General features: G+C 67.3%; 20 protein-coding genes. 12 read left to right on the top strand and 8 right to left on the bottom strand.

Annotation, left to right across the window (positions count from 1 at the left end; translation table 11 throughout):
* Nucleotides 1-16 precede the first annotated feature (16 nt).
* Nucleotides 17-802: a fumarylacetoacetate hydrolase family protein gene (locus tag LZ009_RS21200; protein ID WP_275699971.1), complete on the bottom strand. Its 786-nt coding sequence runs from the start codon at nt 800-802 to the stop codon at nt 17-19.
* Between the two features lie 151 nt (nt 803-953).
* On the opposite strand from LZ009_RS21200, the gene LZ009_RS21205 reads away from it, so the two are divergent.
* The 11 genes from LZ009_RS21205 to LZ009_RS21255 all read left to right on the top strand — a co-directional run bounded on the left by LZ009_RS21205 (nt 954) and on the right by LZ009_RS21255 (nt 14,712).
* Entirely contained in the window at nt 954-2,069 is a 1,116-nt protein-coding gene (locus LZ009_RS21205; protein ID WP_275699972.1) for a TRAP transporter substrate-binding protein, read from the top strand.
* Nucleotides 2,070-2,178: 109 nt separating this feature from the next.
* Complete coding sequence (locus LZ009_RS21210) at nt 2,179-2,838, top strand: TRAP transporter small permease subunit (protein ID WP_275699973.1); 660 nt, start codon at nt 2,179-2,181, stop codon at nt 2,836-2,838.
* Nucleotides 2,835-4,835 carry a TRAP transporter large permease gene (locus LZ009_RS21215; protein ID WP_275699974.1) on the top strand — a complete coding sequence of 667 codons (2,001 nt, stop codon included), beginning with the start codon at nt 2,835-2,837 and terminating at the stop codon, nt 4,833-4,835. Before LZ009_RS21210 ends, LZ009_RS21215 begins: the two co-directional genes overlap by 4 nt.
* Complete coding sequence (locus LZ009_RS21220; RefSeq protein WP_430300403.1) at nt 4,832-5,665, top strand: PPK2 family polyphosphate kinase; 834 nt, start codon at nt 4,832-4,834, stop codon at nt 5,663-5,665. Before LZ009_RS21215 ends, LZ009_RS21220 begins: the two co-directional genes overlap by 4 nt.
* A gap of 72 nt (nt 5,666-5,737) precedes the next feature.
* A complete protein-coding gene (gene icmF, locus LZ009_RS21225) occupies nt 5,738-9,031 on the top strand; it encodes a fused isobutyryl-CoA mutase/GTPase IcmF (protein ID WP_275699975.1) in 3,294 nt (1,097 codons plus the stop codon).
* Nucleotides 9,032-9,147: 116 nt separating this feature from the next.
* Entirely contained in the window at nt 9,148-9,921 is a 774-nt protein-coding gene (locus tag LZ009_RS21230; RefSeq protein WP_275699976.1) for an ABC transporter ATP-binding protein, read from the top strand.
* Nucleotides 9,921-10,628 carry an ABC transporter ATP-binding protein gene (locus LZ009_RS21235; protein ID WP_275699977.1) on the top strand — a complete coding sequence of 236 codons (708 nt, stop codon included), beginning with the start codon at nt 9,921-9,923 and terminating at the stop codon, nt 10,626-10,628. Before LZ009_RS21230 ends, LZ009_RS21235 begins: the two co-directional genes overlap by 1 nt.
* 37 nt (nt 10,629-10,665) lie before the next feature.
* On the top strand, nt 10,666-11,880 hold the full coding sequence (locus LZ009_RS21240; RefSeq protein ID WP_275699978.1) for an ABC transporter substrate-binding protein: 1,215 nt from the start codon (nt 10,666-10,668) through the stop codon (nt 11,878-11,880).
* Nucleotides 11,881-11,974: 94 nt separating this feature from the next.
* On the top strand, nt 11,975-12,862 hold the full coding sequence (locus LZ009_RS21245) for a branched-chain amino acid ABC transporter permease (protein WP_275699979.1): 888 nt from the start codon (nt 11,975-11,977) through the stop codon (nt 12,860-12,862).
* A gap of 85 nt (nt 12,863-12,947) precedes the next feature.
* Nucleotides 12,948-13,886 (top strand): branched-chain amino acid ABC transporter permease, encoded by a 939-nt coding sequence (locus LZ009_RS21250; RefSeq protein WP_275700078.1) that lies wholly within the window; start codon nt 12,948-12,950, stop codon nt 13,884-13,886.
* Nucleotides 13,887-13,941: 55 nt separating this feature from the next.
* Nucleotides 13,942-14,712 (top strand): SDR family oxidoreductase, encoded by a 771-nt coding sequence (locus tag LZ009_RS21255; protein ID WP_275699980.1) that lies wholly within the window; start codon nt 13,942-13,944, stop codon nt 14,710-14,712.
* Between the two features lie 34 nt (nt 14,713-14,746).
* Here the strand turns inward: LZ009_RS21255 and LZ009_RS21260 are convergent, their stop codons facing one another.
* From LZ009_RS21260 to LZ009_RS21290, 7 genes are all read right to left on the bottom strand, one after another.
* Nucleotides 14,747-15,628: a carbohydrate kinase family protein gene (locus LZ009_RS21260; RefSeq protein WP_275699981.1), complete on the bottom strand. Its 882-nt coding sequence runs from the start codon at nt 15,626-15,628 to the stop codon at nt 14,747-14,749.
* Between the two features lie 22 nt (nt 15,629-15,650).
* A complete protein-coding gene (locus LZ009_RS21265; protein WP_275699982.1) occupies nt 15,651-16,706 on the bottom strand; it encodes a DUF3426 domain-containing protein in 1,056 nt (351 codons plus the stop codon).
* 22 nt (nt 16,707-16,728) lie between these two features.
* Nucleotides 16,729-17,610: a 50S ribosomal protein L11 methyltransferase gene (gene prmA, locus LZ009_RS21270; RefSeq protein WP_275699983.1), complete on the bottom strand. Its 882-nt coding sequence runs from the start codon at nt 17,608-17,610 to the stop codon at nt 16,729-16,731.
* Nucleotides 17,610-18,959, bottom strand: coding sequence for an acetyl-CoA carboxylase biotin carboxylase subunit (accC, locus tag LZ009_RS21275; protein WP_275699984.1), 1,350 nt, complete (start codon nt 18,957-18,959; stop codon nt 17,610-17,612). Before accC ends, prmA begins: the two co-directional genes overlap by 1 nt.
* A 2-nt stretch (nt 18,960-18,961) precedes the next feature.
* Complete coding sequence (accB, locus tag LZ009_RS21280) at nt 18,962-19,423, bottom strand: acetyl-CoA carboxylase biotin carboxyl carrier protein (RefSeq protein ID WP_275699985.1); 462 nt, start codon at nt 19,421-19,423, stop codon at nt 18,962-18,964.
* A 148-nt stretch (nt 19,424-19,571) separates the two neighbouring features.
* On the bottom strand, nt 19,572-20,120 hold the full coding sequence (locus LZ009_RS21285; RefSeq protein ID WP_275699986.1) for a TlpA family protein disulfide reductase: 549 nt from the start codon (nt 20,118-20,120) through the stop codon (nt 19,572-19,574).
* A complete protein-coding gene (locus LZ009_RS21290) occupies nt 20,113-20,709 on the bottom strand; it encodes a hypothetical protein (RefSeq protein WP_275699987.1) in 597 nt (198 codons plus the stop codon). Before LZ009_RS21290 ends, LZ009_RS21285 begins: the two co-directional genes overlap by 8 nt.
* A gap of 66 nt (nt 20,710-20,775) precedes the next feature.
* On the opposite strand from LZ009_RS21290, the gene LZ009_RS21295 reads away from it, so the two are divergent.
* A complete protein-coding gene (locus LZ009_RS21295) occupies nt 20,776-22,404 on the top strand; it encodes a long-chain fatty acid--CoA ligase (protein ID WP_275699988.1) in 1,629 nt (542 codons plus the stop codon).
* The last annotated feature ends 45 nt before the right edge of the window (nt 22,405-22,449 follow it).

Raw genomic sequence — 22,449 nt, forward strand, 5'->3', positions numbered from 1 at the left:
GACGCCCCTGCTGCCGTCAGACGATCTTGACGCTGAGATTCGGCAGGCCGTCGATGTGCATCTCGATCACGTCGCCACGCACGACCGGGCCGACGTTTTCGGGCGTGCCGGAATAGATGATGTCGCCGGGGAACAGCTCGTTGGCCTCCGACAGCTTGGCGATCTGCTCGGCCACGGACCAGATCATCTGGTTCAGGTTGGCGTTCTGCTTGATCGCGCCGTTGACCTTGAGCCAGATCGCGCCCTTGGTGAAGTGGCCGGTCTGCGCCACCTTGTGCACCGGGCCGAGCGGCGCCGAATGGTCGAAGCTCTTGCCGATCTCCCAGGGCTTCTTCTCGTCGCCCATCGCGCGCTGCAGGTCGCGCCGCGTCATGTCCAGGCCCAGCGTGTAGCCCCACACATGGTCGAGCGCGCTTGCCACGGGAATGTTGCGGCCGCCCTTGCCGATGCAGGCCACCAGCTCCGCTTCATAGTGGTAGTTCTTGGTGAGCGTCGGATACGGATGGTCGGCCACCGTGCCGGTCGCGACGTACTGGATCGCATCGGTCGGCTTCTGGAAGAAGAACGGCGGTTCGCGGTTCGGATCCGAGCCCATTTCGCGCGCATGCGCGGCGTAGTTGCGGCCGATGCAGTAGATGCGGCGCACCGGGAAGACTTCGTCCGAGCCCACGACGGGGATCGAAGTCGTGTTGACGGCGAAGGGCGTGCGCGCGCCGCCGGCTGCGTTGCCCATCGTGGTGCAGCCCGCCAAACCCGCGGCAGCGGCGGCTGCTGAACCCTGGAAGAAATTGCGGCGATCCATCTTTCCTGTCTCCTGTGTCATCACTGTTTTAACTTTGAAGTCGAGAGCCATTCATCGACTTCGGAACAAGCGTCCGTGAAAACCCTATTACTGCAACAAGGTTCCGAATCAAAGATAGCTTGCTAACGATTCCAACGCAAGGAGACAAAGCATGAGCGAAAGCAAGAGCCCCCGCCGCCGCAGCCTGTTGAAGGGTGCAGCCATCGCGGCCGGCGCCATGTCGGCCCCGATGGTGGCAGTCGCACAGACCACCGCCTTCCGCTTCCAGAGCACCTGGCCGGCGAAGGACATCTTCCACGAGTTCGCCAACGACTTCGCGAAGAAGGTGAACGACATGGCGGGCAGCCGCCTGAAGATCGAGGTGCTGCCCTCGGGTGCGGTCGTTCCTGCGTTCCAGCTGCTGGAAGCGGTCAACAAGGGCACGCTCGACGGCGGCCACGGCGTGGTGGCCTACCACTACGGCAAGAACTCGGCGCTGGCCCTCTGGGGCTCGGGCCCGGCCTTCGGCATGGATCCCAACATGGTGTTGTCGTGGCACTACTACGGCGGCGGCAAGGCGCTGCTGGAAGAGATCTACAAGTCCATCAACATGGACGTGGTCTCCTACCTGTACGGCCCCATGCCGACGCAGCCGCTCGGCTGGTTCAAGAAGCCGATTTCGAACATCGCGCAGATGAAGGGCCTCAAGTACCGCACGGTGGGCCTGGCGGTCGACCTGTTCACCGACCTCGGCGCTGCGGTCAACCCGCTGCCCGGCGGCGAAATCGTTCCGGCGCTGGACCGCGGCCTGATCGAGGCGGCGGAGTTCAACAACGCATCGTCCGACCGCGTGCTCGGCTTCCCGGACGTCGCCAAGAACTGCATGCTGCAAAGCTTCCACCAGTCCGGCGAGCAGTTCGAGATCCTGTTCAACCGGGGCAAGTACAACGCCCTCGCGCCCGAGCTCAAGTCGATCATCGACTACGCCGTGCAGGCCGCGTCGGCCGACTTCAGCTGGAAGGCGATCGACCGCAACTCCAAGGACTACATCGAGCTGAAGACCAAGGACAAGGTCAACTTCTACAAGACGCCGGATTCGATCCTGAAGGCGCAGCTGGATGCCTGGGACCGCGTGACGGCCAAGAAGTCGGTCGACAACCCGTTCTTCAAGCGCGTGCTCGATTCGCAGAAGGCCTTTGCCGAGCGCGCCGGCCAGTGGCAGCGCGACTACATGGTCGACTTCAAGATGGCCTACGACCGCTACTTCGCGAAGGGCAAGAAGGCCTGATTCCGGCAAGCCGGAGAGGGGCTAGGGGCTGGAGGCCGGGGCCTAGGGAAGTGGAAATCCCTAGCCTCCAGCCCCCGGTCTCTAGCCCCTCCCCTTTGGAAAACCACAAATGACAATCCAGAAATTCCTGCACGGCGTGGACCACGCCAGCACCTGGATCGGCAAGGCCTTCGCCTGGCTGATCGTGGCGCTGATGCTGATGGTCTGCATCGAGGTCTTCAAGCGCTACGTCCTCAACATGCCCACCGCGTGGGTGTTCGACGTGAGCAACATGATGTACGGCACGCTGTTCATGATGTGCGGGGCCTACACGCTCGCCCATGACGGCCACGTGCGCGGCGACTTCCTCTACGGCAGCATGAAGCCGCGGCGCCAGGCCGCGCTCGACCTGGTGCTGTTCATCGTCTTCTTCCTGCCCGGCATCATGGCCCTCACCTGGGCCGGCTGGATCTACTTCGGCGACTCCCTGCGCATGCACGAGACCACGTTCAACGCGACTCCGCTGCCGATCTATCCCTTCAAGTTCATCATCCCGCTCGCCGGCGCCGTGGTGCTGGTGCAAGGCATCGCGGAGATCGTGCGCTGCATCGTCTGCCTGCGGACCGGCGAATGGACGCCGCGCCTGAAGGACGCAGACGAGATCGACGTCGTCGAGCAGCAGCTGGCCAGCAGCACCTACGTCGACGACGACGCGCGGAAGGAAGCCATGGCCAAGGCCAAGCAGATCGACGAAGCCGCGCGGCAACGTCATGGCGGGAGCATGTCATGAGCGATGCAGCACTCGGCATGACGATGCTGGTCCTCATCGTGGTCGTGATCATGATGGGGTTCCCGACGGCCTTCACCCTGATGGGGCTGGGCATCATGTTCGGCTACGTCGCCTTCTACGACCCGGCCGTCCACTTCTGGGACAACAAGATCTTCGACCTGATGGTGCAGCGCGCCTTCGGGGCGATGAACAACGACACGCTGCTGTCGATCCCGCTGTTCGTGCTCATGGGCTACGTGATGGAACGCGGCGCGCTGGTGGACAAGATGTTCCACAGCGTGCAGCTGGCCTTCCGCCGCCTGCCGGGCTCGCTCGCAGTCACCACGCTGATCATCTGCACCTTCTGGGGCATCGCCTCCGGCCTGGTGGGCGCCGTCGTGGTGCTGATGGGCGTGATCGCGATGCGGCCCATGCTCAACGCGGGCTACGACACGCGGCTCGCGGCCGGCGTGATCACCGCCGGCGGCACGCTTGGCATCCTGATCCCGCCCTCGGTGATGATCATCGTGTACGCGGCGGTCGCCGGGCAGTCGGTGGTGAAGCTCTATGCCGCCGCGATGTTCCCCGGTTTCTTCCTGGCGTTGCTGTACCTCGTGTACGTGATCGGCTGGGTGCTGATCAACCCCAAGATCGCGCCTAAGCTGCCACCGGAACAGATGCGGGTGCCGGTGCCGCCCTGGCTGGAACACCTGGGAGCGAACTATTCGCAGCGCATGCTGCCGGCCTTCGCGGCCGCGGTCGCGGCGCCCGGGCGCGCGGTACGCGGCGCGGGCGAGCAGCTGGGCATCCGCTGGACGCAGCTGCTGCGCGGCCTGGGCACTTCGCTGGTGCCCGTGCTGATCGCGGCGGTCACCCTGGGCACGATCTGGTGGTACGTGGTCATCTACTCGCAGAAGACCGAGCCGGTGGCGGCGGTGGCCACTGCGAAGGCCGGCACGCCCGCCGCCGGCACGTCGACCGGCCTCGCCGAGCCGCCGGCTTCGGGCTCCGACCTGAAGGAGCCCCCGGCGGCCTCGGGCGGCCTGCAGGAGCCGCCTGCTGCCGGCGGCTTGCAGGAGCCCCCATCCTCTGGAGGACTCCAGGAACCGCCCGCCTCCGGCGGCGTCCAGGAGCCCCCGGCGGCCTCCGGCGTGCAGGAGCCGCCGGGTGCGGCGCCCGCGGCGCCACCGTCCGCCGACGCGCCGCCCGAAAGCCTCGGCGGCCCGACCACGGCGGACGCTCCGCCCGCGGTGCCCGATGCCTTCTACACCGGCTTCTGGATCGCCTGCGCCATCACGCTCGCGCTGCTGGCCTGGTACTACTGGCGCTTCGACGCCGAGCAGTTCGAGATCCTGCGCATGCTCATCTCCTCGGTGATGCCGCTGGGCATCCTGACCTTCATCGTGCTGGCGGTGATCCTGTTCGGCATCACGACGGCGACCGAGTCGGCGGGCGTGGGCGCGGCCGGCGCCTTCCTGATGGCCTGGCAGGCGCGCACCCTGAACTGGCAGAAGATCAAGGAAGCGGTGTTCCTCACGGCCAAGACGACCGCCATGGTCTGCTGGCTCTTCATCGGCTCCGCGATCTTCTCGGCGGTGTTCGCGCTGCTGGGCGGGCAGCGGCTGGTGGAGGAATGGGTGCTCGGCATGAACCTGTCGCCCATCCAGTTCCTGCTGCTGTCCCAGGCGATCATCTTCGTGCTGGGCTGGCCGCTGGAGTGGACCGAGATCATCGTGATCTTCGTGCCCATCTTCCTGCCGCTGCTGCAGCACTTCCACATCGACCCGATGCTGTGGGGGGTGCTGGTGTTCGTCAACCTGCAGGCGGCCTTCCTGTCGCCGCCGGTGGCGATGTCGGCCTTCTACCTCAAGGGCGTTTCACCGTCCCACGTCACCATCAACCAGATCTTTGCGGGCATGATGCCCTACATGCTGATCGTGATCGTGTGCATGGTGCTGATGTACATCTGGCCCGGCCTCACGCTCTGGCTGCCCAACTACCTGTACGGAGGCAATTGAGCAAGGACAAGGCATCGCGGGACCTGGCGCGCTGGCAGCTGCGCGCACCGGCCCCGCGCTTCTCGCTGGACGCGCTGGACCCCGGCGCCAAGCCCTGCTCGACGGGCGACAAGGCGAAGGACAAGCTGCTGGTGGACGACTTGGCCCGGCAGATCGACGAGCTGCAGGACCTGCTGTTCGCCGATCGCCGCTACAAGCTGCTCGTGGTGCTGCAGGGCACCGACGGGTCGGGCAAGGACGGGACGATCCGGCACGTGTTCGGCCGCGTCAGCCCGCTGGGCTCGCATGCCTATGGCTGGCGGGCGCCCACCGAGGAAGAGAAGGCGCACGACTTCCTCTGGCGCATCCACAAGGCGGTTCCCGCCGCCGGCGAGGTGGCCATCTTCAACCGCAGCCATTACGAGGACGTGCTGGTGCCCATGGCCGAATCCGGCATGAAGGAGGCCGAGGCGAAGCAGCGCTGCCGCCAGATCGTCGACTTCGAGCGGATGCTGGCCGAGACGGGCACGGTGATCCTGAAGTTCATGCTGCTCGTCAGCAAGGAAGAGCAGCAGTCCCGCCTGCAGGCCCGCATCGACGACGCCACCAAGGCCTGGAAGTACGACCCGCACGACCTGGACGTGCGCAGCCGCTGGACCGCGTACCGCAAGGCCTACGAGTTCGTCCTCTCCCACACGGGCGCCGCCTGGGCGCCCTGGACCGTGGTGCCGGCGAACTCCAAGACGCACCGCAACGTGATGATCGGCACCGTGGTGCGCGACGCGCTGGCGTCGCTCAAGCTGCGCTACCCGGCGGCCAGGGAAGGCGTCGCCGGCACCCGGGTGGAATGACGGGAAATTCGCCGTCCTGATTGACGTTGACGTAAACGTCAATTAAGGTCGGGGGAGGAGACTATCCCCCCTATGACCGACCTGTCCGCCGAATTCAAGGCGCTCGCCAACTACCGTCCGACCCACAAGGTCCGTTTCGTCACCGCCGCCAGCCTGTTCGACGGGCATGACGCCGCCATCAACATCATGCGGCGCATCCTGCAGGGCATGGGCGCCGAGGTGATCCACCTGGGCCACAACCGCAGCGTCGACGAAGTCGTGACCGCGGCCCTGCAGGAAGACGTGCAGGGCATCGCCATCAGCTCCTACCAGGGCGGCCACGTCGAGTACTTCAAGTACATGGTGGACCTGCTCAAGCAGCGCGGCGGCGGCCACATCCAGGTGTTCGGCGGCGGCGGCGGCGTGATCGTGCCGGCCGAGATCCGAGAACTGCACGACTACGGCGTGACGCGCATCTACAGCCCCGAGGACGGCCAGCGCATGGGCCTGCAGGGCATGATCGGCGAGATGGTCATGCGCTGCGACCAGGACCTCACCTCCTACGCGCCGCACGACCTGAAGGCGATCCAGGGCCACGGCGAAGCCGCCTGGCGCGCCCTCGCCCAGCTGGTGACCGCATTGGAGAACGGCGGGGCCGACGCGAAGCTGCTGGAGGCGATCCGCGCCGAGGCAGCCACCCGCAAGGTCCCCGTGCTGGGCATCACCGGCACCGGCGGCGCGGGCAAGTCCTCGCTCACCGACGAACTGATCCGCCGCCTGCGCCTGGACCAGGACGACAGCCTGCGCGTGGCCGTGGTCTCGATCGATCCTTCGCGCCGCAAGAGCGGCGGCGCCCTGCTGGGCGACCGCATCCGCATGAACGCGATCAACCCATGGTCGCAAGGCGCGCGCGTGTTCATGCGCTCGCTGGCGACGCGCGACTTCGGCAGCGAAATCTCCGCGGCCCTGCCCGACGTGATCGCCGCCTGCAAGGCTGCAGGCTTCGACCTGGTGGTGGTGGAGACCAGCGGCATCGGCCAGGGCGACGCCGCCATCGTTCCGCACGTCGACGTGCCGATGTACGTGATGACGCCGGAGTTCGGCGCCGCCAGCCAGCTGGAAAAGATCGACATGCTGGACTTCGCCGAGTTCGTGGCGATCAACAAGTTCGACCGCAAGGGCGCCGCCGACGCGCTGCGCGACGTGGCCAAGCAGGTCCAGCGCAACAAGGAAGCCTGGGGCAAGAAGCCCGACGAGATGCCGGTGTTCGGCACCATGGCCGCCCGCTTCAACGACGACGGCGTCACGGCGCTGTACCAGGCATTGAAGCCGCGCCTGCAGCAGCTGGGGCTGAAGCTGCAGGACGGCCGCCTGCCGGCGGTGAGCGTGCGCCACAGCACCAACCAGACGCCGGTGGTGCCGGCCGCGCGCACGCGCTATCTCGCCGAGATCAGCGACACCGTGCGCGGCTACAAGAAGCGCGCCCGCGCCCAGGCCAAGCTGGCGCGCGAGATCCAGCAGCTGCAGGAAGCCGCGCGCATGCTCAAGGTGGACAAGCCCGACCGCGCGCCGGCCGCCGAAGCCGCGCTCGACCTGGCCGGCAAGCGCAAGTCCGCGATGGACCGCGACGCGCTGCGCCTGCTGCAGCAGTGGCCCGACATGCAGAAGGCCTACGCCGGCGACGAGTACGTGGTGAAGATCCGCGACAAGGAGATCCGCACCAAGCTGACCACCAAGTCGCTCTCCGGCACGACGATCCGCAAGGTCGCTCTGCCCCAGTACGAGGACCACGGCGAGATCCTCAAGTGGCTGATGCTGGAGAACGTGCCCGGCAGCTTCCCTTACACCGCCGGCACCTTCGCCTTCAAGCGCGAGGGCGAGGACCCGACCCGCATGTTCGCCGGCGAGGGCGACGCCTTCCGCACCAACAAGCGCTTCAAGCTGCTGTCGGCCAACATGCCGGCCAAGCGGCTGTCGACCGCCTTCGACTCGGTCACGCTGTACGGCAACGATCCGGACCCGCGTCCGGACATCTACGGCAAGGTCGGCAACTCCGGCGTGTCGATCGCGACGCTGGACGACATGAAGGTGCTGTATTCGGGCTTCGACCTGTGCGATCCGGCCACCTCGGTGTCGATGACCATCAACGGGCCGGCGCCTTCCATCCTGGCGATGTTCATGAACACCGCCATCGACCAGAACCTGGAGAAGTTCAAGGCCGACAACGGCCGCGAGCCGACCGACACCGAAGCCGCCAAGATCCGCGAGTGGGTCCTCGCGAACGTGCGCGGCACCGTGCAGGCCGACATCCTGAAGGAAGATCAGGGCCAGAACACCTGCATCTTCTCCACCGAGTTCTCGCTCAAGGTGATGGGCGACATCGCCGAGTACTTCGTGCACCACGACGTGCGCAACTTCTACTCCGTCTCGATCTCGGGCTACCACATCGCCGAAGCGGGCGCGAACCCGATCTCGCAGCTGGCCTTCACGCTGTCGAACGGCTTCACCTTCGTCGAGGCCTATCTCGCCCGCGGGATGCACATCGACGACTTCGCGCCCAACCTGTCCTTCTTCTTCTCCAACGGCATGGACCCGGAGTACACGGTGATGGGCCGGGTGGCGCGCCGCATCTGGGCGACGGCGATGAAGGACAAGTACGGCGCCAACGAGCGCAGCCAGAAGCTGAAGTACCACGTCCAGACCTCCGGCCGCAGCCTGCACGCGCAGGAGATCCAGTTCAACGACATCCGCACCACGCTGCAGGCGCTGATCGCGATCTACGACAACTGCAACTCGCTGCACACCAACGCCTTCGACGAGGCGATCACCACGCCGACCGAGGACTCGGTGCGGCGCGCGATGGCCATCCAGCTCATCATCAACCGCGAGTGGGGCCTGGCGAAGAACGAGAACCCGAACCAGGGCGCCTTCATCGTCGACGAGCTGACCGAACTGGTCGAGGAGGCCGTGCTGGCCGAATTCGAGCGCATCGCCGAGCGCGGCGGCGTGCTGGGCGCGATGGAAACCGGCTACCAGCGCGGCCGCATCCAGGACGAGAGCATGCACTACGAGATGCTCAAGCACACCGGCGAGCTGCCCATCATCGGGGTCAACACCTTCCGCAACCCGCATGGCGACACCGTGATGGAGAAGCTGGAACTGGCCCGGTCGACCGAGGACGAGAAGCAGAGCCAGCTGAGGCGCCTGAAGGATTTCCACGCCCGCAACGCGGGCCAGGCCCCGGCCATGCTCAAGCGCCTGCAGGAGACGGTGATCGCCAACGGCAACGTCTTCGCCGTGCTGATGGACGCCGTGCGGGTCTGCTCCCTCGGCCAGATCACGACCGCCTTGTTCGAAGTGGGCGGCCAATACCGCCGGAACATGTAGCTTCGGGGCTGGCCCGAGTCAGGTATCCGCAAGACTACCTAGGGTTCAACCCCCTTACTGCGTCGCAGCACGCCTCCCACCATAGCGGCCTCACATCCGCCGTGGAAGGAAGAGACTTGCCTGCAGAAACCATCCTGGAAACCCGAGGCCTGACCAAGGAGTTCAAGGGATTCGTGGCCGTCAACAACGTGGACCTGAAAGTGCGCCGCGGCGACATCCACGCTTTGATCGGACCCAACGGCGCCGGCAAGACGACCTTCTTCAACCTGCTGACCAAGTTCCTGCCGCCCACCCGCGGCACCATCACCTACAACGGGGCCGACATCACCAGCGAGCGGCCGTCCCAGACGGCCCGCCGCGGGATCGTCCGCTCCTTCCAGATTTCGGCCGTGTTCCCGCACCTGACGGCGCTGGAAAACGTCCGCGCCGCCCTGCAACGCAACCTGGGCACGTCCTTCCACTTCTGGAAGCCGGAACGCACGCTCTACCCGCTGCACGACCGGGCGCAGGAGCTGCTGGAGTCCGTGGACCTCGGCGCCTTCGCCAATGAACTCACCGTCAACCTGCCCTACGGCCGCAAGCGCGCGCTGGAACTGGCCACGACCATGGCGCTGGAGCCCGAGCTGATGCTGCTGGACGAGCCGACCCAGGGCATGGGCCACGAGGACGTGCACCGGGTCACCGAATTGATCAAGAAGGTGTCGGCCGGCCGCACCATCCTGATGGTGGAGCACAACATGAACGTGGTGTCGTCGATCGCCGACCGCATCACGGTGCTGCAGCGCGGCGCCGTGATCGCCGACGGCCCTTACGCCGAAGTGTCGAAGAACCCGCAGGTGATCGAAGCCTACATGGGCACCGCCGACACCGAGCTGGTGGGGGCGCACTGATGGCCGGCAACGAACTGCTTCGCATCGAGAACCTCAACGCCTGGTACGGCGAGTCGCACGTGCTGCACGGCGTGAACATGCGCGTGAACGAGGGCGAGGTGGTCTCCCTGCTCGGTCGAAACGGCGCCGGCCGCACCACCACCATGCGCGCCATCATGGGCCTGACCGGCCGCCGCGAAGGCTCGATCCGCATCCGCGGCCAGGAAGCCGTCAAGCTCGCGCCGCACCGCATCGCCCGCCTGGGCGTGGGCTACTGCCCGGAAGAGCGCGGCATCTTCGCCAGCCTGTCGGCGGAAGAGAACCTGATGCTGCCGCCCACGATCGCCGAAGGCGGCATGAGCGTGGCCGAGATCTACGACATGTTCCCCAACCTGAAGGAACGCGCCGCCAGCCCGGGCACGCGCCTGTCCGGCGGCGAACAGCAGATGCTGGCCGTCGCCCGCATCCTGCGCACCGGCGCGCGCCTGCTGCTGCTGGACGAGATCTCCGAAGGGCTGGCGCCGGTGATCGTGCAGAAGCTGGCGGAGATGATCCGCACGCTCAAGTCCAAGGGCTACACGGTGGTGCTGGTGGAGCAGAACTTCCGCTTCGCCGCCCCGCTGGCCGACCGCTTCTACATCATGGAGCACGGCAAGATCGTCAAGGAATTCACCCAGGCCGAGCTCGGCGCCAACACGTCGGTGCTGCAGGAATACCTGGGCGTCTAGGCGGATCCCCGCAAAGTTTTTTCACGAAGGAGACCCCATGAAAATCAAGAAGGCATTCAGCTGCGTCGCGCTCGGCGCGGCAGCCCTGTTCGGCGCCAGCCTCCCGGCGCACGCGCAGTTCTCGGGTGACGTCATCCGCGTCGGCCTGATCACCGACATGTCGAGCGTCTACGCCGACATCGACGGCCAGGGCGGCGTGGAAGCCATCCGCATGGCCATCGCCGACGCGGGCGGCAACGTCGCCGGCAAGAAGATCGAGGTGCTCTCCGCCGACCACCAGAACAAGCCCGACGTCGCCGCCACCAAGGCGCGCGAGTGGTTCGACACCCAGGGCCTGGACGTCCTGATCGGCGGCACCAACTCCGGCACCAACCTGGCCATGGCCAAGGTCGCCGCCGAGAAGAAGAAGCCCTTCATCTCGATCGGCGCCGCCACCTCCGCGCTGACCAACGACCAGTGCACGCCCTACACCCTGCACTGGGCGTACGACACCACCGCGCTGGCCAAGGGCACGGGCGCGGCGGTCGTCAAGCAGGGCGGCAAGACCTGGTACTTCCTGACCGCCGACTACGCCTTCGGCCACCAGCTGCAGGCCGACACGACCAAGGTCGTGGAAGCCAACGGCGGCAAGGTGGTGGGCTCGGTCAAGGCGCCGCTGAGCGCCAGCGACTTCTCGTCCTTCCTGCTGCAGGCGCAGGGCAGCAAGGCCCAGATCCTGGGCCTGGCCAATGCCGGCGGCGACACGATCAACTCGATCAAGGCCGCCAACGAGTTCGGCATCACCAAGACGATGAAGCTCGCCGGCCTGCTGGTGTTCATCAACGACATCCACTCGCTGGGCCTGAAGACCACCCAGGGCATGTACCTGACGGACAGCTGGTACTGGAACCAGAACAAGGAAACGCGCGACTGGTCGCGCCGCTTCTTCGACAAGATGAAGCGCATGCCCTCGTCGATCCAGGCCGGCGACTACTCCGCCATCACGCAGTACCTGGCCGCCGTCAAGGCCGTCAACAGCGACGACACCGACAAGGTGCTGGGCCACATGAAGAAGGCGAAGTTCAACGACGTCTTCATGAAGAACGGCTACGTGCGCGCCGACGGCCGCGTGATCCACGACATGTACCTGATGCAGGTCAAGTCGCCGGACAAGTCCACCGAGCCGTGGGACTACTACGACGTGAAGCAGGTGTTCAAGGGCGAAGAGGCCTGGACCACCAAGGCCGAGAGCAAGTGCGCGCTTTGGAAGTAAGGGTCTAGAGGCTAGAGGCTGGAGACTAGGGAGGGTCCCGGTCTCCAGCCTTTCCCTCGTCTCTAGCCTCCAGCACCTAGTTTCTTTTTCCTCAATGACCGAAATCTTTGGCATTCCGATCCAGGCCTTCCTGGGCCAGCTGATGCTGGGCCTGGTGAACGGCGCCTTCTACGCCATGCTGAGCCTGGGGCTCGCCGTGATCTTCGGCCTGCTCGACATCGTGAACTTCGCGCACGGCGCGCTGTACATGGTGGGCGCCTTCTTCGCCTACATCATGCTGGACAAGTGGGGCGTGAACTACTGGATCGCCCTCGTCGTCGCACCGCTGCTGGTCGGGGTGCTCGGCGTGCTCATCGAACGGCTGTTCCTCAAGCGGCTGTACGGGCTGGACCCGTTGTACGGCCTGCTGCTCACCTTCGGCCTGTCGCTGATCCTGGAAGGCATCTTCCGCGACCAGTACGGCGTCTCCGGCCAGTCCTATCCCGTGCCCGAGGCCCTCTCCGGCGCGACCAACCTCGGTTTCATGGTGCTGCCGAACTACCGCGCCTGGGTGGTGCTGGCTTCGGTCACCGTATGCCTTTCCACCTGGTTCCTGATCGAGCGCACGCGCCTGGGCGCCTACCTGCGTGCCGGCACCGAGAACGCCAAGCTGGTGCAGGCCTTCGGCGTCAACGTGCCGCTGATGGTCATGCTCACCTACGGCGCCGGCGCCGCGCTCGCGGGCCTGGCCGGCGTGCTGGCGGCTCCCGTGATCCAGGTGACCCCGCTGATGGGCACCAACCTGATCATCGTCGTGTTCGCCGTCGTCGTGATCGGCGGCATGGGCTCCATCCTCGGCTCCGTGATCACCGGCCTGGCGCTGGGCGTGATCGAGGGCTTCACCCGCGTGTTCTATCCCGAAGCGTCCAACGTCGTGGTATTCGTCATCATGGCGATCGTGCTGATGATCCGGCCCGCGGGCCTGTTCGGGAAGGAGGCCTGACATGAATACCTCCGCATCGAGCTCGGTGGCGGCGGACGCCGGCACGCAAGCGCCGGAGCGGGCGAAGCCCGCTGCCGTCACGGGCATGTCCCGCGGCACGCGCATGACCTACCTGGGCCTGCTCGCCCTGGCGCTGGTGGCGCCGATGATCGGCCTGTACCCGGTGATGGGCATGAAGCTGCTTTGCTTCGCGCTGTTCGCCTGCGCCTTCAACCTGCTGCTCGGCTTCACCGGCCTGCTCTCCTTCGGCCATGCCGCCTTCTTCGGCTTTGCCGCCTACGTGGCCGGCTGGTTGATCAAGGCGCAGGGCCTGACGCCCGAACTCGGCGTGCTGGCCGGAGCGGCCACCGGCGCGGGGCTGGGCCTGCTGTTCGGCCTGATCGCGATCCGCCGCCAGGGCATCTACTTCGCCATGGTCACGCTGGCGCTGGCGCAGATGGTGTTCTTCGTCTGCCTGCAGGCGCCGTTCACCGGCGGCGAGGACGGGCTGCAGGGCGTGCCGCGCGGCAGCCTCTTCGGCGTGCTGTCGCTGGCTTCGGACCTGACGCTGTACTACGTGGTGCTGGCGATCTTCGTGGCCTGCTTCCTGTTCATCCTGCGGGTGGTCACCTCGCCTTTCGGCCAGGTGCTGAAGATGATCCGCGAGAACGAACCGCGCGCCATCTCGCTCGGCTACGACGTCGACCGCTACAAGCTGCTGGCCTTCGTGCTGTCGGCCACGCTGGCGGGATTGGCCGGCTCGCTGAAGACCGTCGTCATGGGCTTCGCCTCGCTGTCGGACGTGCACTGGTCGATGTCCGGCGAGGTCATCCTCATGAGCCTGCTGGGTGGCGTGGGCACCTTCTTCGGCCCGGTGCTGGGCGCCGGGCTGGTGATCGCGCTGCAGGACACCCTGGCCGACAAGGTCGGCGCCTGGGTGACCGTGATCATCGGCGTGATCTTCGTGTTCTGCGTGCTGGCCTTCCGCAAGGGCGTGGTGGGCGAGCTGATCGCCTGGCGCGACCGGCGCAAGGCGCGGGGCTAGCCGCCCCTGTCATCCATGTGATTGCGCGGGGCGGGGCGCGGCGTAAGCTGGCCCCATGAACACCGAGCTCTTCTCCTTGCAAGGCCGCGTCGCCTTGGTCACCGGCGGCTCGCGCGGCATCGGCCGCATGATCGCCACCGGCTTCCTGCGCCAGGGCGCCAAGGTCTACATCTCCGCGCGCAAGGCCGCGGCATGCGACGCGACCGCCAAGGAGCTTTCCGAGATCGGCCCGTGCATCTCGCTGCCGATCGACGTCTCGACGGTTGACGGCGCACGCCAGCTGGCCGCGGAGATCGCCAGCCGCGAGCCGCGCCTGGACATCCTGGTGAACAACGCCGGCGCCGCCTGGGGCGAGGACTTCGACACCTTCCCCGAAAGCGGCTGGGACAAGGTGATGAACCTCAATACCAAGGCGCCCTTCTTCCTGACGCAGGCGCTGCACGCGCTGCTGAAGAACGCGGCGACCGAGCGGCCGGCCAAGGTGATCAACATCGCCTCGATCGATGGCATCTCGGTGAACCCGCAGGAGACCTACTCCTATGCCGCCAGCAAGGCCGGCCTGATCCACCTGACCAAGCGCATGGCGCTGCGGCTCGCGCAGGACAACATCGTGATGAGCGGCATCGCGCCGGGCGCCTTCGCCTCCGACATGAACAAGGTGGCGCGCGACCATGGTGACGAGGTCGCGCAGCGCATTCCCGCCGGCCGCATCGGGCGCGACGACGACATGGCCGGGGCGGCGATCTTCCTCGCGTCACGCGCCGGCGACTACGTGGTCGGCGAGACCATCGTGGTCGACGGCGGCGTGACGCACGCGCGCGGGTGAACGCACTTGGTGGGGTCGCTGGCGCGAACCCACCCTACAGCGTGTAGTTCTGCGGCCCGCGGCTGGCGATCTTGAGCGCGCCGACCTTGTTGCCCAGCTCGGCGCACTTCGCCAGTGACCAGCCCTGCTCCAGGCCGTGCAGCAGCGCGCCGCGCCAGGCGTCGCCGCAGCCGGTGGGGTCGACCACCGCGGCGGCCTTCACCGGCGGCACCAGCGTCTTTTCGCCGCCGACCCACACTTCGCAGCCTTCGCCGCCCAGCGTCACCACCAGGCCCTGCGTGCGGCGCGAAATCTCCGCGCTGTCCCAGCCGGTGCGCTCCGACAGCATCTTGCCTTCGTAGTCGTTGACCGTGACCCAGGTCGACTTCTCGATGAAGCCGGCGAGCTCCCTGCCGTCGAACATCGGCAGCCCCTGGCCCGGATCGAAGACGAAGGGGATGCCGGCGGCCCGGAACTGGTCGGCGTGCTGCAGCATGGCGTCGCGGCCGTCGGGCGAGATGATGCCGAGCTTGATGTCGCTGCGCGCGGCGATCTTCGTCTGGTGCGCCTGCATCATCGCGCCGGGATGGAAGGCCGTGATCTGGTTGTTGTCGCGGTCCGTCATGATCATCGCCTGCGCGGTGTAGCTGTCGTCCACCGTGCGCACGAACTCCGTGCTGATGCCCAGCTCCTTGAGCCGCGCCAGGTACCCGGCGCCGTCGCTGCCCAGCGCCGCCATGGGCAGCGGCGTGCCGCCCAGGAGCTTGAGGCTGTACGCGATGTTGCCCGCGCAGCCGCCGAAGTCGCGCCGCAGCGCGGGCACCAGGAAGGACACGTTCAGGATGTGCAGCTGCTGCGGCATGATCTGCTCGGCGAAGCGGCCCTCGAAGCTCATGATGGTGTCGAAGGCAAGGGATCCGCAGATGACTGCTGCCATGGGTGTTCGCTGTTGGTGGGTTTCAGGGATAGAAGGCCAGCAGCCGGTAGCCCGCGATGCGCGGGCCCCCGCTGCTGGGGAGAACGACGATGCCCACCGCGCCCGACCAGTCGGAGGCGGCGGGAATCACGTTGTCGGGGGCGCCCAGCTCCGCCGGCGTGAGCACGCGGCGCAGCAGCGGCTGGTCCTGCGCGTCGGTGAGCGTCAGCTCCATGGCGGGCGCCGCTACCGGCACGCCGGCGCTGTTCTTCAGGGTGAAGCTCAGTCGGTAGGTGTCGCTGCGCAGCTTGTTGAAGCCCGAGCTGTCGATCGCGACCGCCTCGATCTGGCGCGGCGGCCCGAGCGTGCAGCGCAGCTGGTCGCACAGCATCTGCAGCGCCGGTCGCAGTGCCGGCTGCGACAGGGCCAGCCGGTCGCGCTCCTGGTACGCCCACTGGCCGGCCAGCGCCGCCGCCAGCAGCAGCGCCGACAGCAGCATCAGGGTGCGCACCACCGGCCGCCGCCAGAACGCCTTGCGCCGCGCCTGGCGCACGAAGGACACATCGGGGGGCGGCGCGCGGAAGTCGTCGCGCTGTTCGTCCTCGTCGAGTCCCAGGCGGCTGTCGCTGATGCTGGGCCCCGCCGGCGGCAGCACCGAAGGCACCGGATCGCGCTCGACGAAATCGGAGCGCCGGAACACGAAGGGCTCGTCGAGATCCAGCGCCTCGAGCGCCTGGCTGTCGGGGCCGGTCGGGCGCGGGTCGCGTTCGGCTTCGGCGCGCAAGGCGGCGATCTGGGGCGCCAGCGGCGCCGGCCCGCTGGGCAGCGCTGCGGGCTGGGTCAGGCCGGCGGTCGCCGTCGGCTCCCAGCCGCGGATGCCTTCGGGGTTGCTTGCGCCGATCGATGGAGCGGATTGCGCAGGTGCCGGCGCCGGCGGCTCGGGCTCGCCCTCCAGCACGATCTCCTCGGCGAGGTGCGCGGTCGCATCGAACACCTCCGAGCAATGGCCGCAGCGCACCCAGCCCTCGCTGATCTTCAGCTGGTCCGGCACGACACGGAACATCGTGCCGCAGGACGGGCAGCTGGTAGTGAGGCTCATGAGCCGGGGATTGTAGGGAAGCTCAGAGGCGCGCGGTCATGAGGATCCAGCCGTCCTCTTCGTCGCTCACCTGCAGCGCGCAGTACGGCGCGTAGGCGGCCTTCAATTCCTCTTCCTGGCGCGCCAGGATGCCGGCCAGCACCAGCGCGCCACCGGGGGCCACGTGGGAGGTCAGCAAGGGCGCCAGCACCTTCAGCGGCGTGGCGAGGATGTTGGCCAGCACGGTCTGGTACTTGCCGCCGGCGAGCTCCGGCAAGCCGGCGTTCAGCTGCACGCCGTTGGCGCGCGCGTTGTCGTTGGTAGCGGTCACCGCCGCCTCGTCGATGTCGACGGCGTCCACGGTGGCCGCGCCGAACTTGGCCGCGCCGATCGCCAGGATCCCGGAACCGCAGCCGTAATCCAGCACGCGCTGGCCCTGCGGCGCATGCCCGGCGATCCAGCGCAGGCACATGCGGGTGGTCGGATGGGTGCCGGTGCCGAAGGCGAGGCCCGGGTCGAGCCGGATGATTTCGCGGGCGGCGGCGGGCGGCTCGTGCCAGGTCGGCACGATCCAGAAGCTGGGCGTGATCTGCACCGGCTCGAACTGCGACTGCGTCAGGCGCACCCAGTCCTGGTCCGGCACCGGCGCCACGCCGACCAGCTTGCAGCCTTCGAAGAAGTCCTGCGGCTGCAGCAGCGTGGCCGCGGCGTTGGCCACGTCTTCCGCGGGAAAGAGCGCGACCACCAGCGAGCGCTGCCAGCCTTCCTTGGGCGGCGGCATGCCGGGCTCACCGAACAGGGCCTGCTCCGCCGGCGTCTGCGCGTCGGCGTCCTCGACCGAGACGCTCAGGGCCTCGAGTTCCTCCAGCGCATCGCTGACGATCTCGACGCGTTCCTCGGGAACGAGCAGGCGCAGCTCGAACATCAACGCTTGTGGTGGGACAGCCACTCTTCCAGGTAGTGGATGTTGGTGCCGCCGTCCATGAACTTGGCGTCGACCATCAGCTCGCGGTGCAGCGGGATGTTGGTCTTGATGCCTTCCACCACCGTCTCGCCCAGCGCCGTGCGCATGCGCGCCAGCGCCTGCTCGCGGGTGTCGCCGTGCACGATGATCTTGCCGATCATCGAGTCGTAGTTGGGCGGCACGAAGTAATTGTTGTACACGTGCGAGTCGACCCGCACGCCGGGGCCGCCCGGGGCGTGCCACAGCGTGATGCGGCCCGGCGAAGGCACGAAGGTGTACGGGTCCTCGGCGTTCACCCGGCACTCGATGGCGTGGCCGCGCAGCACGATGTCGCCCTGCTTGAACGGCAGCTTCTCGCCGGCGGCGACGCGGATCTGCGTCTTGACGATGTCGACGCCCGAGATGAGCTCCGTCACCGGGTGCTCCACCTGCACGCGGGTGTTCATCTCGATGAAATAGAACTCGCCGTTCTCGTACAGGAACTCGAAGGTGCCGGCGCCGCGGTAGCCGATCTTCTTGCAGGCGGCGGCGCAGCGTTCGCCGATCTTCTCGATCAGCTTGCGCGGGATGCCCGGCGCCGGCGCTTCCTCGATCACCTTCTGGTGGCGGCGCTGCATGGAGCAGTCGCGCTCGCCGAGGTAGACGGCGTTCTTGTACTTGTCGGCGAGGATCTGGATCTCGACGTGGCGCGGGTTCTGGAGGAACTTCTCCATGTACACGGCCGGATTGTTGAAGGCCGCGCCGGCTTCCGCCTTGGTCATCTGCACCGCGTTGATCAGGGCCGCCTCGGTGTGGACCACGCGCATGCCGCGCCCGCCCCCGCCGCCGGCCGCCTTGATGATCACCGGGTAGCCCACCGACTTGGCGATGCGCTTGATCTCCACCGGGCTGTCCGGCAGTTCGCCCTCGGAGCCCGGCACGCAGGGCACGCCGGCCTTGATCATGGCCTGCTTGGCCGAGACCTTGTCGCCCATGATCCGGATCGACTCGGGCGTGGGGCCGATGAACTGGAAGCCGCTCTTCTCCACCCGCTCGGCGAAGTCCGCGTTCTCGGACAGGAAGCCGTAGCCCGGGTGGATGGCCTCGGCGTCCGTCACTTCGGCCGCCGAAATGATGGCCGGCATGTTCAGGTAGCTCTGTGCCGACGGGGCCGGCCCGATGCACACGGCTTCCTCGGCCAGCTTGACGTACTTGGCTTCGCGGTCGGCCTCGGAATAGACCATCACCGCTTTCACCCCGAGCTCGCGGCACGCCCGCTGGATGCGAAGCGCGATTTCGCCGCGGTTGGCGACAAGGATCTTCTTGAACATGCTTACTCGATGATGAACAGGGGCTGGCCGTATTCGACCGCCTGGCCGTTCTCGCACAGGATCTGGGTGATGGTGCCGCCCTTGTCCGCCTCGATCTCGTTGAGGATCTTCATGGCTTCGATGATGCAGATGGTGTCGCCTTCCTTCACCACGCTGCCCACTTCGACGAAGGACTTGGCGCCGGGCGCGGAGGCCCGGTAGAAGGTGCCCACCATGGGCGATTTGACGGTGTGGCCGGCCGGCTCCTGCGGCGCGGCGGCGACCGGCGCCGCGGCGGCGGGCGCGAGTGCGGGCGCCGCGGCCACCGGGGCGGCGTGCATCACCTGGGGCTGGGCGACGCCCTGCGCCATGGCGGGACCGCCCTTGACGATGCGGACCTTGCCTTCGGCTTCCGTGATTTCGAGTTCGGAGACGTTCGATTCCGACACCAAGTCGATCAGCGTCTTGAGTTTGCGCAAGTCCATGGGATGGTTCTCCACCTCGTTCTAAGAGGAACGCGAATTTACAGCAAAATTCGGTTACTTCGGCTTACTCGCGTGAATTTTCGCTAATTTATCTCACGCAAGGCCGCTTGGGGACGGCAGGGAAGGCGCCGGAACGGGCCGCCGGCCTTCAGCGGAGGGCCGTCCAGGACTTCAGGTCGGCCTCGCTGACCCGGCCCATTCTACGCTCGCGGACCTGGCCGTCGGCGCCGAAGACGACGCTGAAAGGAAGGCCGCCGACCGTGTTGCCCAGGCTGCGCGACAGCTCCGTGCCGTCCAGGCCGGCCAGTCCGATCGGAAAAGTCACGGGGACGCGGGCCAGCCAGTTGCGCACGGCGCTGGGCTGGTCGATCGCCAGCCCGAGCACTTGCCAGCCTTTGGCCGCATTTTGCCGGTAGAACGCATCGAGCAGGGGCATTTCCTCGATGCAGGGCGCGCACCAGGTCGCCCAGAAATTCAGCAACAGCGGTTTGCCGCGGAATGCCGACAAGGCCAGGTTCGCGCCTTGCGGCGTCTGGAAACCCAGGCCCCACAGGCGGCTGGCGGCTGCGTCGTCGACCTCGCCGGGGCGATGGCGCCACCAGGCGAAGCCTGCGCCGGCCGCAGCGGCCGCCACGGCGACGCCGCCGATCACGAGGCGCCGATGGCGATCCGGCGCGGAAGTCACGGCGTCACTCATCGCCGGCCTCCGCCACCAGGGCGCGCACCGCCTTCAGGTCGCCGCGCGGCGTGCGGCCTTGCGCGTCGGGTTTCAACGCGCCGCGCAGGTCGTCGTGGTCGTAGACCAGCAGGTGCACGCCGATCGGCTCACCCAGTTCGGGGCTCATGCTGCTCAGGCTGAGGGCTTCGACCGAGTCGCCCGTGAAGCCGGTGACGGTGCGCGGGGTGTAGGAAACCTCGTGGTCGATCAGCGCGATCTCGGCGGACTTGGGGTCGTCGCAGAACAACTGCAGGTAGATGTCGGACAGGCGCGTGGCCGTTCCGTGCCAGACCGCGCCGCCCAGGTGCGGCCGGAATTCCTGCAGCCGCTCCATCCACGTGAGCGCCAGCTTGCGCAGCGCGGCCAGCTCCCGCGGCTGGGTGTCGCCGTGGAAGACGGCGATGTATTCGCGCACCGCCTCTTCCAGCAGATCGTTGTCCGGCAAGGCCGTGCGGGTGTTCAGGCCCATCTGCTTGACCGCGCGCTTCTTGGCCGGCCCGTATTCCAGGCCCTCTTCCACCACCAGCCGGGCGGCGGTGGCGGCAATCTCCGACTGCAAACTGTCCATGCCGGGGATTCTGCATTGCCTGCGCGGGCCCAGGTCCTTAGAGTGGCCATTCCAAGGAGACCGACGATGAAAAGCACGATGATGGAAGGGGCCCTGTCGCTCAACCACCTGCTGGAGCGCGCCGGGCGGCTCTTCGCCGGCAACGAGATCGTCTCCCGCCTGCCCGACAAGTCGCTGCGCCGGCACAGCTACGGCGAGTTCTACCGCCGCACCCGCTCGTTGGCCGCGGCCCTGCAGCAGCTGGGATTGCAGAAGGGCGAGCGCGTGGCCACGCTGTGCTGGAACCACCATGCGCACCTGGAGTGCTACTTCGGCATCCCGGCCGCCGGCGGCGTGATGCACACCTTGAACCTGCGGCTCTCGCCCGACGAGATCGGCTGGATCGCGGGCAATGCCGACGACCGCTTCCTGGTGGTCGACGACGTGCTGCTGCCGCTCTACCAGCAGTTCGCGGCCCTGCACAAGTTCGAGAAAGTCATCGTGTTTCCCTTCTCGGGCGCCGCGGTGCCGCCCGGCTTCACGAACTACGAGGCGCTCCTGGAAAGCGCCGACCCGGACGGCTTCCGCTACGCCGACCATGACGAGAACGACCCGGTGGCCATGTGCTACACATCCGGCACCACGGGACGGCCCAAGGGCGTCGCCTATTCGCACCGCTCCACCATCCTGCACACGCTGGTCGCGAGCCTGGGCGATTTCTGGGGCCTGCGCGGCACCGACGTCGTGCTGCCGGTGACGCCCATGTTCCATGCCAACAGCTGGGGCATGCCTTACGGCGCCGTGATGATGGGCGTGAAGCTGGTCCTCCCCGGGCCGCACCTGCATCCGGACGACATCCTCGACCTGATGCAGCTCGAACCGCCGACGCTGTCGCTGGGCGTGCCGACGATCTGGATGACGCTGATCCAGGCTTTCGACGCGGCGCAGGACCCTGCCTCGCCCAACCACGGCCGCTGGAAGCTGCCGCGCGGCATGCGCTCGCTGGTGGGCGGCGCGGCGGTGCCCGAGTCGCTGATCCGCGCCTTCGACAGGCACGGCATCTGGATCGAACAGGGCTGGGGCATGACGGAGACCTCGCCGGTCTGCACCATCTCCTATCCGCGCGCCGAGCTGCAGGGCGCGAGCGCCGACGAAAAGTACCGCCGCGCCGCGATGGCCGGCGTGCCGGTGCCGCTGGTGGACCTGCGCGTGATGGGTGACGGCGGCGAACAGCCCTGGGACGGCAAGAGCGTCGGCGAGATCCAGGTGCGCGGCCCGTTCATCACCGGCAGCTACCACGAAGTGCCGCTCAGCCCCGAGAAGTTCACCGGTGACGGCTGGCTGCGCACCGGCGACGTGGCCAGCGTCGATTCGCTCGGCTTCGTGCGCATCACCGACCGCACCAAGGACCTGATCAAGTCGGGCGGCGAGTGGATCAGTTCGGTGGACCTGGAGAACGCGCTGATGGCGCATCCGGCCGTGGCCGAAGCCGCCGTGATCGCCATCCCGGACGAAAAGTGGAGCGAACGGCCGCTGGCCTGCGTCGTGCTGAAGAAAGGTGCCGATGCCCATGCGGGCGCCTTGAACGAACACCTCCTGAAACACAGCTTCGCCAAATGGCAGCTGCCCGAGCGCTACGAGTTCATCGACGCGGTGCCGCGCACGTCCACGGGCAAGTTCTGGAAGCTCAAGCTGCGTGAACGATTCCCACGCTAGGCGCATCGCGTAACAGCCGGGCCGTGGGGCCCCGGGATAATTGCG

The sequence above is a fragment of the Ramlibacter paludis genome (assembly GCF_022012305.1).
In the GTDB taxonomy this organism is placed as follows: domain Bacteria; phylum Pseudomonadota; class Gammaproteobacteria; order Burkholderiales; family Burkholderiaceae_C; genus Ramlibacter; species Ramlibacter paludis.